Here is a 16,509-nt window from a genome sequence, read left to right on the forward strand (position 1 = left end):
CGGAATTGGTGATATTGCCGGCCTTCGCGTGGTAAGCTCGCGCGGTCTTCAATTGTTAACAAATTATGAATCGTCAACACTGGGATATTTTCTGCACCGTCATCGACAACTACGGCGACATCGGCGTCACCTGGCGCCTGGCGCGCCGGCTGGCGGGCGATTGCGGCCTGACCGTGCGGCTGTGGGTGGATGATTTGGCCAGTTTCGCCCGCATCGCGCCGGGGCTGGACCCAGCCCTGCCGCAGCAGACGCTGGCCGGCATAGACGTGCGTCTGTGGCCGCAAGCGGGGTGGCCCGCCGACATCGTCCCGGCCGACGTGGTGATAGAGGCCTTCGGCTGCCGGCTGCCGGACAGCTTCGAGCAGGCGATGGCGGCACGGGCGGCTCCGCCGGTGTGGATCAACCTGGAATACCTGTCGGCGGAAGACTGGACGCGCGGCTGCCACAAGCTGCCGTCGCCGCATCCGCGGCTGCCGCTGACCAAGCATTTCTTCTTCCCCGGCTTTGACGCGGCCAGCGGCGGCCTGATCTGCGAGGACGGGCTGATCGCCGCGCGCGAAGCCTGGCAAGCCGATCCCGAGGCGCAGCGCGATTACTGGCGGCGCAGAAACGTGCCCGCCCTGTCGGAAAACGAGTGGAAAGTCAGCCTGTTTGCCTACGACAACCCGGCCGCCGCCAAACTGCTGCAGGCCTGGGCCGACGGCCCGCAGCCGGTGCGCTGCCTGGTGCCGGAAGGCAAGGCGCTGCCCGTGGTGTCCAGCCTGTTCGACCATCCTCTGCAGGTGGGGGAGCATGCCCAGCTCGGCCGCCTGACCATCGACGTGCTGCCCCTGAGCGATCAGGACGACTACGACCGCCTGCTATGGAGCTGCGATTTCAACTGCGTGCGCGGCGAAGACAGCCTGGTGCGCTCGCAATGGGCGGCGCGCCCCATGCTGTGGCATATCTATCCGCAGGACGACGAGGCCCACATCGCCAAGCTGCAGGCCTTTCTCGACCAATACTGCGCCGGCTTGCCGGACGAGGCCGCCGCGGCGATCCGCGAGCTGCATCTGGCGTGGAACCGCGACGGCGATATCGCCACCGCCTGGCGCAATGCCGCAAGATGGCTGCCGGCGTGGCGGCGACATGCGACAAACTGGCAACAACAACTGCTGCAAGGTGGCGATCTGGCGGCGAGACTGCTGCACTTTATCGCCGAAATCGGATAGAATGCGTCGTTTTTGTCGGAAAGCCGTTCCGGGTTTCCGGCGTTAATTCAAGAGTTTGGGACTCATACGCAATGAAAACCGCACAAGAACTGCGCGCTGGTAACGTATTCATGGTCGGCAACGACCCGATGGTTGTTCAGAAGGCTGAATTCAGCAAGTCCGGCCGCAACGCTTCCGTAGTGAAGATGAAGATGAAGAACTTGCTGACCGGCGCCGGCAGCGAAACCGTTTACCGCGCCGACGACAAGTTCGACGTAGTCGTGCTGGACCGCAAGGACTGCACCTACTCCTACTTCGCCGACCCGATGTACGTGTTCATGGATTCCGAGTTCAACCAGTACGAAGTGGAAGCCGACAACCTGGGCGACACCATCAACTACATCGTTGACGGCATGGAAGACGTTTGCCAGGTGACCTTCTACGACGGCAAGGCCATCTCCGTAGAACTGCCGACCACCGTAATCCGCGAAGTGGAATACACCGAGCCGGCCGTGCGCGGCGACACCTCGGGCAAAGTGCTGAAGCCGGCCCGCCTGGTTGGCACCACCTTCGAAGTTCAGGTTCCGGCCTTCGTCAACACCGGCGAAAAGATCGAAATCGACACCCGCACCAACGAATTCAAGAAGCGCGCCTAAGCTCTTCCTGACCGTTGTGCCCAAAAAAAGCGCCCTGCCGGGCGCTTTTTTCATATCTGCCATTAGACATGGCAAATTTCCGGCAAGCGCCGGAAAAAAACCGGCTACAAGCCATCGGCCCCGTTGCTTACAGTAGTCCTCGACTCAACTGACCATGCAACGGAAGCCACCATGTCCTCCCCCGTACTCTCCCCCGACCATACCCAACAACAGATCGAGGCGCTGAGCCAGCAGGTGCTGGCGCGCGTGCCGGCCCTGCTCGAGGCGGCCGGCAAATGCCTGAACGACAGCCAGCAGCTGAAACTGGAGTCGCATGTGCGCGCCATGGCCCGCCGCTCGCTGACCGGGGAAGGCCTGCCGGATTTCGACCGCTCGCTGTTCGATGAGATTTCGCCCGCCGCGATGCAGCTGTCCCAAGCCGTTGTCGCGCTGTTCGGCAATCTGCCGACAGACGAGGCGCTGCTGCTGTCCATCCACTTTGAAATGGCCCAGAACAAGGCCTGACCCACCGCAAGGAGAATGCAATGAGCCAAATTACCGTAGTGATCGGCGACCGCCTGGGCAAGGGCCAGAAAGTCGGCCTCGGCGTGGAACAGGCTAGCGCCCGCGCCGTGGTGATTCCCGGCATGGCCGCCGACATGAAGCTGGGCGATGTGATGAAGGCGGAAAACGCCCAGCTGGGCATCTCCTTCTGCGGCAGCGGCGGCGCCGGCGCCATCACCGCCCAGACCAAGCACGGCTACAAGGCCAAGTACGGCATGCGCTCCATCGAAGAAGGCGTCACCGCCATCGAGGAAGGCTACAACGTGCTGGGCTTCGGCTTCATGGACAAGGAAGAACTGGGCCAGCGGCTGGTGGCGGCCTACCTCAAGAAGCACGGTGGCTGACATGAAAGAATCCTTCCTCACCACCGTGCAGGTGTCCGGACTGGGCGAGAGCAAGGCGCAGGCCTTTGCCGACGCCTTGTCCAAGGTGCAGCGCGCCGTGCTGGGACAGAGCGGCAAAGTGCTGCTACGGATCGAACCGCATGATGTGCGCGTGGTTTCCGCCGAACAGGCGACGATCACCGAGCGCTTTCTGTTCCTGTTCCTGCGGCGCGAACGCACCCGCTACTCGGTGGTGCTGGAAGTCACGGCAAACGTCGCGGCGATCGATGCCGACCGCGTGGCGTTCGACCCCGTCCCACTTCGCACCTTCGCGAGGACACGCCCATGTTCGTGACCATTCTGCTCAAATCGCTGCTGATCGGCGGCCTGGTCGGCACTGCCGTCGGCGCCGGCGCCGCGCGCATGTTCCATGCCCCCACCACCCAGGGCATGGGCGCCTTCCGCACCCTGGGCGAACTCAACTCCTGCGAAGGCGATCCCGCCTCGCACTTCTCGTTCGGCCTGGGATTTTTCTTCAATGCCTGGGCGTCGTCGGTCGCCGCCGGCGCGTTCACCCAGGACATCGACCACCGCATCATCCCGCACTGGGGCGCGGCCGCGCTGCTGTCGCGCAACCGCAATCTGGCGGAAACCCTGCACAACCCCAAGAAGATGGCGCTGGTATGCGGCCTGATCGGCATGCTGGTGGTGGCCTTCCTGAACTCCACCGCCTCCGCCGTGCCGCCCGCGCTGCAGATCACCGCGGTCAAGGTGCTGGTGCCGGCGGCCAACCTGCTGGTCAACATCATCATGCCGGTGATCTTCTGGCTGGCCGCCATCGAGGCCGGCAAGCGCTCCGGCTTCTGGGGCACCATTTTCGGCGGCCTGGCCCAACTGATCATGGGCAACGCGGTGCCGGGACTGGTGCTGGGCATCCTGATCGGCAAGGGCGTGGACGACGGCGGCTGGAACCGCATCACCAAAGTGATGATGGCCGCCATCATCGCCCTGTTCCTGATGAGCGCCTTTTTCCGCGGCTTCGACCTGAAGATGCTGGAATCCTTCCGCCTGGCGGCGCCGGACTGGCTGCGCGCCTTCCATCAGACCGTCCGCGGCTAACGACAGGAGACAGAGCATGGACGACGTGCAAATCGAAGAACTGAAGCGCAATTTCTGGTACGCGGACTGGACCTTCCCGCTGCTGGTGGCGCTGTTGTCGGCCGGCGTTTTCGGCGGCACCCATATGTACTACGTTTACGGCATCGGCGCTTTCAACGAAGTGGCCTTCGTCTCGATGCTGCGGGCCGGCATCGACACCGGCGTCTACGGCGCGGTGGCGGCCTTCGGCGCCAGCTTCCTGTTCGCCAGGGTGATCGAAGGCTCGCTGGTGGGCATTCTGGACATAGGCGGCGCCATCATGACCGGCGTCGGCCTGGGCATCCCGGCGATGTTCCTGGGCGCCGGCGTGCTGTGGCCGGTGGAAAACTTCTTCGGCGCGCTGCTCACCGGCTTGGCCGTCGGCTTGGCAATAGGCGCCGCCATCATCCTGGCGCGCAAGTTCACCATCAATCAGGGCAACTCCACTTTCGGCGCCGACGTGATGATGGGGGCAGGCAACTCGTCCGGCCGCTTCCTTGGCCCCCTGATCATCCTGTCCGCCATCACCGCGTCCATCCCCATCGGGGTCGGTTCGCTGCTGGGCGCGCTGGGCTTCTATCTGTGGGGCAAGCCCATCACCGGCGGCGCCATTCTGGGTGCGATGCTGTTCGGCGCGCTGTTCCCGGTTGCCCTGGCCTGATGGAGACGCCATGTACGATCTGATCATCCGCCAGGCCCGCCTGCCAGACGGCAGCCTGCACGACCTTGCCGCAGCCGATGGCCACATCGCCGCCATCGGCCGGGTGAACGGCCCCGCCCTGCGCACGCTGGACCTGGCCGGCCGCCATTATCTCAGCGCCGGCTGGATAGACGGCCACGTCCACTGTTTCCCTGAATCCCCGATCTACCACGACGAGCCGGATGCGGTGGGCATCGCCTGCGGCGTCACCACCGTGGTGGATGCCGGCAGCGCCGGCGCCGACGATATCGCCCGCTTCCGCCAGCTGGCGGATCGCGCCCGCACCGAGGTGCGAGCCCTGCTCAACATCTCGCGCATCGGCCTGGCCACCCAGCACGAACTGGCCAATCTGGCCGATGTCGATCTGCCGCTGGCGTTGGCCGCCATCCGCCAGCACCGCGATTTCATCGTCGGCCTGAAGGCGCGGCTGAGCGGCAGCGTGGTGGGCAGCAACGGCCTGGCGCCGCTGACCCTGGCCAAAACCTTGCAACAGCAGGCCGGCGGCTTGCCGCTGATGGTGCACGTCGGCAATACGCCGCCGGACCTGGACGACATCGCCGCCATGCTGGACAAGGGCGACATCCTCACCCACTGCTTCAACGGCAAGCCCAACCGCATCCTGGACGGCCAGGCGCGGCTGCGCCAAAGCATCCTCACCGCCATCGAACGCGGCGTGCTGCTGGACGTGGGCCACGGCAGCGCCAGCTTCAGCTTTGAAGTAGCGCGGGCGGCCCTGGCGCAGGGCATCTATCCGCGCACCATCAGCTCCGACATTTACTGCCGCAACCGCGTATCCGGCCCGGTGTTCGGCCTGGCCCACGTCATGTCCAAATTCCTGGCGCTGGGCATGCCGCTGCCGCGCCTGATCGATTGCGTGACCACCCACGCCGCGGATGCCCTGGGCCTGGCCGGCAAAGGCCGGCTGGAAGCGGGCGCGGCCGCCGATTTCACCGTGTTCGATGTCGCCGCAGACGACGCCCTCCTGGCCGATGCCGAGGGCGGCAGCCTGCAAGCCACGCAAACGCTGCGGCCACTGGCCGCCATCATCGCCGGCCAAATCTGGCCAACTCGCGAAGGAAAGCTATCCCATGTCTTCGATCTATGAGAAATACCAGCTCAAGCCGGTAATCAACGCGTCCGGCCGCATGACCCTGCTTGGCGTCTCCACGCCCGCGCCAGAAGTAGTCGATGCCGCCTGCCACGGCATGGCGCATTACTTTGAAATGGCGGACCTGGTGGACAAGACCGGCGCCTACATCGCCGGCCTGCTGGAAGCCGAAGCCGCCACCATCGTGTCCTGCGCCTCGGCCGGCATCGCGCTGTCGGTGGCCGCCGTCATCGTCCGAGACAATCCGGCGCTGCTGGTCAAGCTGCATGCCGCGCCCATCGACGGCCCGGACGAGATTGTGCTGGCAAAGGGCCACAACGTGAATTATGGCGCGCCGGTCGCCACCATGGTGGCGCTGGGCGGCGGCAAAGTCGTGGAAGCCGGCTGGGCCAACGAATGCACGCCGGCCCAGCTGTCGGCCGCCGTCACGCCGCGCACCGCCGCCATTCTGTACATCAAGTCCCACCACGCCGTGCAGAAAAGCATGCCGACGGTAGAGGAAGCCGCGGCCGTGGCGCGCGCCCATGGCGTGCCGCTGATCGTGGACGCCGCCGCGGAAGAAGACCTCAACCGCTATTACCGCCAGGGCGCCGACCTGGTGATCTACAGCGGCGCCAAGGCGATGGAAGGGCCGTCCAGCGGGCTGGTGCTGGGCCGCCGCCAATACGTCGAGTGGGTCAAGCTGCAAGGCAAGGGCATAGGCCGCGCGATGAAGATAGGCAAGGAAGGCATTCTGGGCCTGACTGCCGCCGTCGAGCGCTATCTGTCCGCCCCCAAGAGCAGCGGCGCGGAAATGGCGCGCAGGCTGGAGCCGCTGCTGGCCCGCCTCAACCATCTGCCCGGCATCCGCGCCCGGTTGGCCTGGGACAGCGCCGGCCGCGACATCGCCCGCGCCGAAGTCGCCTTTGACCCGGCGGCCGGCCTAGACGCCGCCGCCGCCGCCCAGCGGCTCAAGGCAGGCCCCCCCGCCGTTTATTGCCGCGAATACCACGCCAACGAAGGCCGACTGGAATTCGACATCCGCAGCGTGGACGACCAACAGCTCGACACGCTGGGCCACTGCATCGAAACCCTGTTGAAGGAACGCTGAACATGCGACTGACCCCCAACTTCCATCAAGACCGCGTCTGCCTGAACGTACTGGCCGGCAGCAAACAGAATGCGCTGGAAATCTACGATGCCGCCGAAGGCCATGTGCTGGTCGGGCTGCTGTCCAAAAACTACCCGGATGTCGCCAGCGCCGTCGCCGACATGCGCGATTACGCCGCCGCCATCGACAATGCGATCTCGGTCGGCCTGGGCGCCGGCGATCCGCGCCAGTCCGCCATGGTCAGCGCCATCGCCGGCCAGTTGCAGCCGCAGCACGTCAACCAGGTGTTCACCGGCGTCGGCGCCAGCCGCGCGCTGCTGGGCCAGGACGAGACCGTCGTCAACGGCCTGGTGTCGCCGTGCGGCCTGATCGGCATGGTGAAGATCTCCACCGGCCCGCTCAGCGCAAGCGCGCCGTCCGGCGTGGTGCCGGTGGAAACCGCCATCGCCATGCTGAAGGACATGGGCGCCGACTCCATCAAATACTTCTCCATGGATGGCCTGAAATTTCGCGAGGAATACCGCGCGGTGGCCGAGGCTTGCGCCCGCCACGACTTCTGGCTGGAACCAACCGGCGGAATCGACCTCCAAAATTACAGGGAAATTCTGCAAATTGCGCTGGACGCCGGCGTACCGCGCATTATTCCGCACATTTACAGCTCCATCATCGACCCAGCCAGCGGCCACACCCGCCCCGCCGACGTGCGCGCCCTGCTCGCGATGACCCAGGCTGCGCTGGCCTGATCCCGTAACCCGCCGGCCTGCGAGGCCGGCTTGCCGAGGTAGCCCATGGTCCGATTCCCGCACCCCCGACTCGCCCAGCTGTTCGCCACCCTGCAAGCGGAAACGCTGCCGCAGGAAGAGCTGGCGCGCCGGCTGGCGGTCTCCACCCGGACGGTGCGCAGCGACATCGGCGCCCTGAATGCCCTGCTGCAGGATCATGGCGCGCAATTCGTGCTGGAGCGCGGCGAGGGCTACCGGCTGGAAATCGGCGATGCGGAACGCTTCGACAAGCTGCGCCAGGCCGCGCCGTCATCGCGGCGGTTGCCGCGCACCGGCAGCGAGCGGGTGCACTGCCTGCTGTGGCGCTTCCTCACCGCCGCCTATTCGCTGAAGCTGCAGGACATCGCCGACGAGTGGTTCGTCAACCGCGCCGTCTTGCAAGGCGACATGACCGAAGTCCGCGACTGGCTGGCGCGCTACCAGCTCACCATCGAAACCCGCCCGCACTACGGCATGAAACTGCTGGGCCGCGAATCCTCCATCCGCACCTGCCTGGCCGAACTGCTGTGCCAGCTGGCGCGCGACCAGCCGGAACATCCGCTGCTGGCGGGCGACGCCCAGCCAGACGATGACCTCGTCACGCTCAGAAGCGCGTTGGCCGACTACTTGGCCGCCAGCCAGATCCGGCTGACCGACGAAGGCATGCACTTCCTCTGCCAATACTGCGCCCTTGCCTGCCAGCGCTTGCGCGAGGGCTTTCCGCTGGAAGATTTCCACTGCGACGACATCGCTCACGACATCCGCCACCTGGCGGCGCATATCGTCCAGCTGCTATGCAAGCTGTCCGGCGTGGCGCTGTCTGCGGCAGAGGAGGCCTTTCTCGCTGTCCATATCTCGGCGCGCAGCGTGGCCAGCCTCAAGCCGGTCACCATCAACGCGGACGATGCCGAAGCGCTGGTGCATTACCTGCTGGACTACATCAATACCCACTACAACTACGATCTGCGCCACGACGAAAGGCTGGCGCAGGACCTGGCCACCCACGTCAGGACCATGATCACGCGGGTGCGCTACCAGATCAATCTGCCCAATCCGGTGCTGGCGGACATCAAGGAGCACTACGCGATGGCCTACGACATCACGCTGGCGGCGGTGTCCAGCTGGGCGCGCCACTCGCCGTACCGGATCAGCGAAGACGAGATAGGCTATCTGGTGCTGCACATCGGCGTCGGCCTGGAGCGGCACTACCAGATCGGCTTCATCTATCGGCCGCAGGCGCTGCTGGTCTGCGACAGCGGCACCTCCTCGCTGCGGATGCTGGAGGCCATGCTGCACCGCCGCTTTCCGCAGATCAGCATCGCCGGCGCGCTGTCGCAGCAGGAGTACGAAGCGCTGCCCGCCGTCGCCGCGGACTTCGTGATCTCCACCGCGCGGCTGGAGGAAAAGAACCGCCCGGTGGTGGTGGCGTCGCCGTTTCCATCAGATTACCAGCTGGAACAACTGGCGAAGATGGTGCAGCCGGACCGCAGCCGCTGCGCCATGCTGGCGCGTTACTTCAATGCGCGGCATTTTCTGGTGGCCGCGCCGGACATGAGCCAGGCGCAGCTGTTCCGCACCTTATGCGAACAGCTGCAAGACGAGGGCTATGTCGACGGCGACTACTACCCCTCGGTCGTGGAGCGCGAGGCCATACTCGGCACCATGCTGGGCGACGGCATCGCCCTGCCCCACTCGCTGGGCCTGCTGGCACGCCGGACCACCGTCTACACCGTGCTGGCGCCGCATGGCATCGCCTGGGGCGACGGCAACATCGCCCACGTGATCTTCCTGCTGGCCATCAGCAAGGACGACTACGAAGAAGCGATGGTGATCTACGACTTGTTCGTATCGCTGATGCGCGAGCGTTCCACCGCCCGGCTGCGAGAATGCCGCAGCTTCGACAGCTTCAAGCAAGTGGCCACCGACTGCTTGTCCCGGCGTCAGGGCGCGGCCGGCTGACGACTGCTGATATACTGTCAGCCCGAGTCACCGCCGTTCCCGCCCGCCATGTCCGATCTTTTTTCCGTCGAACCGCAAAAACCGCTGGCCGAAGCCCTGCGCCCGGCCGCGCTGGATCAGGTGATCGGCCAGCAGCACCTGATCGGCCCCGGCAAACCGCTGAGCCTGGCGGTGGAAGCCGGCAAACCGCACTCGATGATATTGTGGGGCCCGCCCGGCGTCGGCAAGACCACGTTGGCGCGCATCCTCGCCGCCAGCTTCGACGCCGAGTTCATCCCGATCTCGGCGGTGTTCGCCGGCGTCAAGGACATCCGCGAGGCGGTGGAAAAAGCCCATGCGGCGCTGCAACGCTCCGGACGGCGCACCATTCTGTTCGTCGATGAGGTGCACCGCTTCAACAAGAGCCAGCAGGATGCCTTCCTGCCGTTTGTGGAATCCGGCCTGATCACCTTCATCGGCGCCACCACGGAAAACCCTTCGTTCGAGGTCAATTCCGCCCTGCTGTCTCGCGCCCAGGTGTATGTGCTGAACAGCCTGAGCGAGGACGAATTGCAGCTGCTGTTCCAGCGCGCCCAGTCCGAAGGCGCGCTGGACGGGCTGAGCTTCAGCGAGGCCGCCGTCTCCACCCTGACCGGCTATGCCGACGGCGACGCGCGGCGTTTTCTGAATCTGCTGGAACAGACCCGCACCGCGGCGCAGGCGCGCGGCATGACAGACATTGACCCAGACTTTCTGGAAGAAGTGCTGACGCTGAACGCGCGGCGCTTCGACAAAGGCGGCGACGCCTTCTACGACCAGATCTCCGCGCTGCACAAATCGGTGCGCGGCTCCAATCCGGACGCGGCGCTGTACTGGCTCTGCCGCATGCTGGATGGCGGGGCCGACCCGCGCTACCTGGCGCGGCGCATCGTGCGCATGGCCTGGGAAGACATCGGCCTGGCCGATCCGCGCGCCATGCAGATCGCCAACGACGCCGCGGCGACGTATGAACGGCTGGGCAGCCCGGAAGGCGAGCTTGCGCTGGGACAAGCGGTGATTTATTTGGCCGTCGCCGCCAAGAGCAATGCCGGGTACAAGGCGTATAATGAGGCCCGCGCCTTCGTGAAACAGGACAAATCCCGTCCGGTGCCGGTACACTTGAGAAACGCGCCGACCCGCCTGATGAAGGAACTGGGCTACGGTCACGCCTACCGCTACGCGCACGATGAGCCCCACGCCTACGCCGCCGGGGAAACTTATCTCCCGGAAGGGCTGGAAGACATCGAATGGTATCGCCCTGTACCGCGCGGACTGGAAAGCAAGATTCAGGACAAACTGGCTTTTTTGCGTCAGCTGGATGCAGACGCCCAGCAAAATCCCGATAGTGAAAAACAGGAATAATCATGCTCGACATCAACTTACTTCGCAACGACATCGAAGCCGTCGCCGCCCGCCTGGCTGGCCGCGGCTACACCCTGGATACCGCCGCATTCAATCAGCTGGAATCCGAGCGCAAGTCTCTGCAATCCCGCATGCAGGAACTGCAAGCCAAGCGCAACGCTTCCTCCAAGCAGATCGGCATCGCCAAGAGCAAGGGTGAGGATGTCTCCGCCATCATGGCCGAAGTAGCAACGCTGGGTGACGAGCTGAAGGCCGCCGAACTGGCATTCGAAGGCGTGCAGAGCAAGCTGGACGCCTGGCTGATGTCCATCCCCAACCTGCCGCACGAATCGGTGCCGGTGGGCAAGGACGAAACCGACAACGTGGAAGTGCGCCGCGTGGGCGTGCCGCGCCAGTTCGACTTTGAAGTCAAAGATCACGTCGACGTCGGCATCCCGCTGGGCCTGGACGCCGAAACCGGCGCCAAGCTGTCCGGCGCGCGCTTCACCGTGCTGAAGGGCGACATCGCCCGCCTGCACCGCGCCATCGCCCAGTTCATGCTGAACACCCACTCCGGCAACCACGGCTACGTCGAGCACTACACCCCGTACATCGTCAACGACACCGCGCTGTTCGGCACCGGCCAGCTGCCGAAGTTTGCCGAAGACATGTTCAAGGTGATGCGCGGCGGCGACGAATCCGCCACCCCGCAATACCTGATCTCCACCTCGGAAATCACGCTGACCAACACCGTGGCCGACACCATTCTGCAGGTCGACGAGCTGCCGAAGAAGTTCACCGCGCACTCGCCGTGTTTCCGCTCCGAAGCCGGCAGCTACGGCCGCGACACCCGCGGCATGATCCGCCAGCACCAGTTCGACAAGGTGGAGATGGTGCGCATCGAGAAGCCGGAAGACTCCTACGCCGCGCTGGAAGAGATGGTGAGCCACGCCGAGAACATCCTGAAGGCGCTGGAACTGCCTTACCGCGTGATCACGCTGTGCACCGGCGACATGGGTTTCGGTTCGTCCAAGACCTACGACCTGGAAGTGTGGCTGCCGGCGCAGAACACCTACCGCGAAATCTCCAGCTGCTCCAACTGCGAGGCCTTCCAGGCCCGCCGCATGAAGGCGCGCTACAAGGACGAAAACGGCAAGAACCAGCTGGTGCACACGCTGAACGGCTCCGGCCTGGCCGTGGGCCGCACCCTGGTGGCGATCCTGGAAAACTACCAGAACGCCGACGGCAGCGTGACCATCCCGACCGTGCTGCGCCCCTTTATGGGCAAAGATCGGATCGGCGGCTAAGCTACCCGCTGACAAAAGACCGGCTTCGCGAAGCCGGTCTTTTTTTGCGCGTCGCTTCCGGAGCGGGCCGGCTCAGTGGGCCAGCGCCGGCTGACTGGCCTGGATCGCCAGCAACACCTCGAACTGGCTGCGCGCCAGCGGCTTGCTGAACAAAAAGCCCTGGGCGCAGTTGCACCCCAGCTCCCGCAAGAAGCGGCGCTGCTCCTCGTCCTCCACCCCCTCCGCCACCACGTCCAGCCCCAGGCTGCGGGCGATGGAGACGATGGCGCGGGTAATGGCGGCGTCGTCATTGTCGCGCACTGAATCCGCGATGAAAGAGCGGTCTATCTTCAGCCCGCGCACCGGCAGGCGCTTCAGGTAAGACAGCGAGGAATAGCCGGTGCCGAAGTCGTCGATGGACAGATACACGCCCAATTGCTGCAGCCGGCGCAGCATGTCCACCATACCGCCGGCCTCATCCATCGCCACGCTCTCGGTGATTTCCAGCTCCAGGTCGGCGCTGTCCAGATCGTGCCGGCGCAGCATGTCCTCCAGTTGCCGGGTGAAATCGCCGTGCTTGAGCTGGCGGCCGGAAACATTGACCGCCACCCGCCCCGGCAAATGGCCGGCATCGCGCCAGCGGCGGATATCGGCGCAGGCGGTGTCCAGCACCCAGTTGCCGATCTGGACGATCAGCGCGCTCTCCTCCGCGATCGGAATGAAGCGGTCCGGCGGCACCAGGCCCAGTTCCGGATGGCGCCAGCGCAGCAGCGCCTCGGCGCCGACGATGCGGCCGCTGTCGAGCGCGACTTTAGGCTGATACCACAGCTCCAGTTCCTGCTGCGCCAAGGCGCGATGCAGGCTGTACTCCAGCTTCAGCCGTTCCAGCGCCCGCGCGTTCATATCGGCGGTATAGAACTGAAAGCCGTTCTTGCCGCGCTGCTTGGCGCGGTACATCGCCGTGTCCGCATGCACCAGCAAGGTGTCGGCGTCGCGGCCGTCGTCCGGGAACATGCTGATGCCTATGCTGGCGGAGATGAACATCTGCTGGCCATCCGCGCCGGACAAGGCGGTGATGGCGTCCAGGATGGCCTGAGCGCGCGCCGCCACCTGCGCTTCGCCGGCCGCCCCCTCCAGCAGTACGGTGAATTCGTCGCCCGACAGCCGCGCCGCCGTCTCGCCAGGCAGCAGCAGCGACTGCAATTGGCGCGCGATGTGGATCAGCAACTGGTCGCCGGCATAATGGCCCAGCGTATCGTTGACCAGCTTGAAACGATCCAGATCGATGAACAACAGCGCCACCCCATAGCCGCCGGCATCCGCGCCGTCCACAGCCAGCTGCAAGCGCTCCAGAAACAAGGTGCGGTTCGGCAAGCTGGTCAGCGCGTCGTGGTTGGCCAGGAAATGCAGCCGCTCCTCCGCCTGCTTGCGCTGGGTGATGTCGGAAAACACCGCCACATAATGCAGGCATTCGCCTTGGCCATCGCGGATGGCGGTGATGCTCAGGTGTTCGGTGTACAGCAGGCCGCCCTTGCGCCGGTTCACCACCTCGCCCTGCCAGCAGCCGTCGCGCAGCAGGGTCTGCCACATGTGGTAATAAAACTCCGGCGGCTGCCGGCCGGACTTCAGCATGGCCGGCGTCTGTCCCATCGCCTCCTCGCGGCTGTAGCCGGTGATACGGCTGAAGGCCGGATTCACCGACTGGATCACGCCGTTGCGGTCGGTGATGACGATGCCTTCCATGGTCGATTCGAATACCTTGTCGGCCAGCAGCAAGCTGTGCCGCGACTGCTGCAAGGCGTGGTCGCGCTGGCGCAGCGCTTCGTTCAGCTCATACAGGTATTCGTGCTCGATGCCTTGCACGATGTCGTCGAAGCCAAGCAGCTTCAGTAACTGGCCGTGCTCGCCGAATACCGCCAGATGGCGGATATTGTGTTGCTGCACCAGTTGCCTCGCCTGTAGCAGGCTGGCCGTGTCCGCCACGCCGATCAAGGGCTTGCGGCAGCCCTCGCCCAGCGTCGGCGGCAGGGCGTCGGCGGCCAGCCAGCGCAGCACGTCGCGCTGGGTGACGATGCCGTAAGCGCCGTCGTCCAACGCCACCGCCAGCGCGGATAGCGCGTGTTCGCGCATGGCCCGCATCGCCTCCTGCGCAGACGCGGCGGCAGGCAGAATGCGCGCAGGCTGGCCGGGCAGATCGCGCACCCTCTTGACGATCAGGAACGACTCCAGCCCCTGGTTGCGCACGATATCGGTGAGAGTGACCATGCCCAGCGGCGCGCCGTTTTTCATGACCAAAGCGTGGCGCAGCTGGCGCGCGCGGAATTCCCGCACCACGGCCAACAGCGGCATATCGTGCGGCAACAGCACCACCCCGGCGCTGACCGCCTGTCCCACGGGCAGCAGCGGATCGACCCGCCCCAGCGAGGCATCCAGCGCATCGGCCTCGGTCCAGATGCCCAGCACCTCGCCGCTGTCCTCGTGACGCACCACGATGGAGCTGCAGCCGGCCGCCATCATGCGGCTGGCCGCCTCCCGTATGGACAAAGACTGCGGACAGCTGAGCAGGTCGCACGAGGCGATCTCGGCTATGGTTTGGTCGGGATGAGGCAGGGGCATGGGAATGGATGCGTCATATTCGGTGACGGCCATTATAACGTTAACCCTGCTGCAACAAGGCTGCCTGGCGCAAAATAATGCCAAACAAGAAAAAGGCGCCGCGATTGCCGTGGCGCCTTATCAGTAATCCAAATGCCAGCCTAGCGGCGCATGCCCCACAGATCGTGTTCGCTGCAGTCGACGATTTCCACCTGGTAGAACTCGCCCACCTGCATGCCGGCGGCGTCCTCGACAAACACCAGCCCGTCGATCTCCGGCGCGTCGGCGTAGCTGCGGCACACGGCCGTGCCTTCGTCGTCGATCTCGTCTACCAGCACCTGCAGGGTCTGGCCGACGCGGCGCTCCAGACGGCGCGCGCTGATCTCGGCCTGCACGGCCATGAAGCGTTCCTTGCGCGCCTCCTTCACCTCTTCCGGCACTGGATTCGGCAGTTCGTTGGCGGTGGCACCTTCCACCGGCGAATAGGTGAAGCAACCGACGCGGTCCAGCTCGGCCTCGCGGATGAATTGCAGCAGCTCTTCGAAGTCTTCTTCGGTTTCGCCGGGGAAGCCGACGATGAAGGTGGAGCGGATCACCAGTTCGGGGCAAATCTCGCGCCACTTCTTGATTCGGGCCAGCACGTTGTCGCTGTTGGCGGGGCGCTTCATCAGCTTGAGGATCTTCTGGCTGGCGTGCTGGAACGGGATGTCCAGGTACGGCAGGATCTTGCCGTCGCGCATCAGCGGAATCACCTCGTCCACGTGCGGGTACGGGTAGACATAATGCAGGCGCACCCAGATTCCGTGGCGGCCCAGTTCCTCGCACAGCTCGGTCATGCGGGTCTTCACCGGGCGGCCGTTGTGGAAGCCCAGCTTGTACTTGGTGTCCACGCCGTAGGCGGAGGTGTCCTGCGAGATCACCAGGATTTCCTTGACGCCGGCCTTGGCCAGGCTCTCAGCCTCGCGCAGCACGTCGTGAATCGGACGGCTTTCCAAATCGCCGCGCATCGACGGGATGATGCAGAAGGTGCAGCGATGGTTGCAGCCTTCGGAAATCTTCAGGTAGGCGTAGTGCTTGGGCGTCAAGCGCACGCCGATGTCCGGCACCAGATCGACGAAGGGGTCATGCGGCTTAGGTAGGTGGGTATGCACCGCGCTCATCACTTCCTCGGTGGCATGCGGACCGGTGACGGCCAAGACCGAAGGGTGCGTTTCGCGCACGACATCGCCCTTGGCCCCCAGACAGCCGGTGACAATCACTTTGCCATTCTCGTTCAGCGCCTCGCCGATGGCGTCCAGCGATTCCGCCACGGCGGAGTCGATAAAACCACAGGTATTCACCACCACTAGGTCCGCCCCGTCGTAGGAAGCGGCGATGTCGTAGCCTTCGGCGCGAAGGCGGGTCAGGATCTGTTCGGAGTCGCTCGCGGCCTTGGGGCAGCCCAGCGATACGAAACCAACACGAGGAGTTTTATTCATAGCGAGTGCGCGAAAAACGAAAAACGAAAAACGCGAAAGTATACAGCGATTTACACTTCCGTGATCAAAACTATCATCGCGGACACGCACGCCATCCGCGGCAACTGGATACGCCTTCAGCAATAGCCGCCAGCGCTTAACTGATGACAGGCCCATTCGCCGTCTCGCCGGCGCAACATGAACTTCGACTGGCGAGGCCGGTCCGACTGTCGTTATCCCGGCACATCCACCCTATCGCATCCTTCCGCTCGCCTATCCAGCCGCCGCTTTTGCAGCCAACAAAACATACGACCGCTAGCGCCTGACCCAGGATCGCTACCCGGT

The 16,509-nt window shown here is 64.8% G+C and carries 16 protein-coding genes; 14 read left to right on the top strand and 2 right to left on the bottom strand.

What is annotated here, in order from left to right:
* Positions 1-65: 65 nt before the first annotated feature.
* The 13 genes from earP (at position 66) to serS (ending at position 12,133) form a co-directional block, all read left to right on the top strand.
* Positions 66-1,211, top strand: a complete 1,146-nt coding sequence (gene earP / locus JHD59_RS08180) for an elongation factor P maturation arginine rhamnosyltransferase EarP (RefSeq protein ID WP_103317119.1) — start codon at positions 66-68, stop codon at positions 1,209-1,211.
* A 71-nt stretch (positions 1,212-1,282) separates the two neighbouring features.
* On the top strand, positions 1,283-1,846 hold the full coding sequence (gene efp / locus JHD59_RS08185) for an elongation factor P (protein ID WP_043623327.1): 564 nt from the start codon (positions 1,283-1,285) through the stop codon (positions 1,844-1,846).
* Between the two features lie 171 nt (positions 1,847-2,017).
* Entirely contained in the window at positions 2,018-2,350 is a 333-nt protein-coding gene (locus JHD59_RS08190) for a hypothetical protein (RefSeq protein ID WP_199153893.1), read from the top strand.
* 20 nt (positions 2,351-2,370) lie between these two features.
* Positions 2,371-2,733 carry an SFCGS family glycine-rich protein gene (locus tag JHD59_RS08195; protein WP_199153894.1) on the top strand — a complete coding sequence of 121 codons (363 nt, stop codon included), beginning with the start codon at positions 2,371-2,373 and terminating at the stop codon, positions 2,731-2,733.
* Position 2,734: 1 nt separating this feature from the next.
* Positions 2,735-3,067 (top strand): DUF4312 family protein, encoded by a 333-nt coding sequence (locus JHD59_RS08200; RefSeq protein ID WP_103317124.1) that lies wholly within the window; start codon positions 2,735-2,737, stop codon positions 3,065-3,067.
* The gene (locus tag JHD59_RS08205; RefSeq protein ID WP_199153895.1) at positions 3,058-3,831 is read left to right on the top strand and encodes a DUF4311 domain-containing protein; all 774 of its coding nucleotides are present in this window, start codon (positions 3,058-3,060) and stop codon (positions 3,829-3,831) included. The genes JHD59_RS08200 and JHD59_RS08205 overlap by 10 nt, the downstream gene beginning before the upstream one ends.
* 16 nt (positions 3,832-3,847) lie before the next feature.
* Positions 3,848-4,510: a DUF4310 family protein gene (locus JHD59_RS08210; protein WP_199153896.1), complete on the top strand. Its 663-nt coding sequence runs from the start codon at positions 3,848-3,850 to the stop codon at positions 4,508-4,510.
* Positions 4,511-4,520: 10 nt separating this feature from the next.
* Positions 4,521-5,654, top strand: coding sequence for an amidohydrolase/deacetylase family metallohydrolase (locus JHD59_RS08215; protein ID WP_199153897.1), 1,134 nt, complete (start codon positions 4,521-4,523; stop codon positions 5,652-5,654).
* Positions 5,638-6,747, top strand: coding sequence for a DgaE family pyridoxal phosphate-dependent ammonia lyase (locus tag JHD59_RS08220; protein ID WP_199153898.1), 1,110 nt, complete (start codon positions 5,638-5,640; stop codon positions 6,745-6,747). Before JHD59_RS08215 ends, JHD59_RS08220 begins: the two co-directional genes overlap by 17 nt.
* Positions 6,748-6,749: 2 nt before the next feature.
* Positions 6,750-7,490 (top strand): KDGP aldolase family protein, encoded by a 741-nt coding sequence (locus JHD59_RS08225; RefSeq protein ID WP_199153899.1) that lies wholly within the window; start codon positions 6,750-6,752, stop codon positions 7,488-7,490.
* A 45-nt stretch (positions 7,491-7,535) separates the two neighbouring features.
* The gene (locus tag JHD59_RS08230) at positions 7,536-9,467 is read left to right on the top strand and encodes a transcription antiterminator (RefSeq protein WP_199153900.1); all 1,932 of its coding nucleotides are present in this window, start codon (positions 7,536-7,538) and stop codon (positions 9,465-9,467) included.
* Positions 9,468-9,515: 48 nt separating this feature from the next.
* The gene (locus JHD59_RS08235) at positions 9,516-10,847 is read left to right on the top strand and encodes a replication-associated recombination protein A (RefSeq protein ID WP_199153901.1); all 1,332 of its coding nucleotides are present in this window, start codon (positions 9,516-9,518) and stop codon (positions 10,845-10,847) included.
* Between the two features lie 2 nt (positions 10,848-10,849).
* Positions 10,850-12,133, top strand: coding sequence for a serine--tRNA ligase (gene serS, locus JHD59_RS08240; protein ID WP_199153902.1), 1,284 nt, complete (start codon positions 10,850-10,852; stop codon positions 12,131-12,133).
* Between the two features lie 72 nt (positions 12,134-12,205).
* Here the strand turns inward: serS and JHD59_RS08245 are convergent, their stop codons facing one another.
* A complete protein-coding gene (locus JHD59_RS08245; protein ID WP_199153903.1) occupies positions 12,206-14,728 on the bottom strand; it encodes an EAL domain-containing protein in 2,523 nt (840 codons plus the stop codon).
* Between JHD59_RS08245 and JHD59_RS23090 the strand changes: the two genes are divergently transcribed.
* The gene (locus JHD59_RS23090; RefSeq protein WP_255408065.1) at positions 14,727-14,855 is read left to right on the top strand and encodes a hypothetical protein; all 129 of its coding nucleotides are present in this window, start codon (positions 14,727-14,729) and stop codon (positions 14,853-14,855) included. The two genes, JHD59_RS08245 and JHD59_RS23090, sit on opposite strands and share 2 nt — an antisense overlap.
* Positions 14,856-14,868: 13 nt before the next feature.
* Here JHD59_RS23090 and rimO read toward each other — a convergent pair whose 3' ends face one another.
* Positions 14,869-16,185 carry a 30S ribosomal protein S12 methylthiotransferase RimO gene (gene rimO / locus JHD59_RS08250; RefSeq protein WP_103317138.1) on the bottom strand — a complete coding sequence of 439 codons (1,317 nt, stop codon included), beginning with the start codon at positions 16,183-16,185 and terminating at the stop codon, positions 14,869-14,871.
* Between the last annotated feature and the right edge of the window lie 324 nt (positions 16,186-16,509).

It is taken from the genome of Chromobacterium sp. ASV23 (assembly GCF_016428945.1).
Lineage (GTDB): Bacteria > Pseudomonadota > Gammaproteobacteria > Burkholderiales > Chromobacteriaceae > Chromobacterium > Chromobacterium sinusclupearum.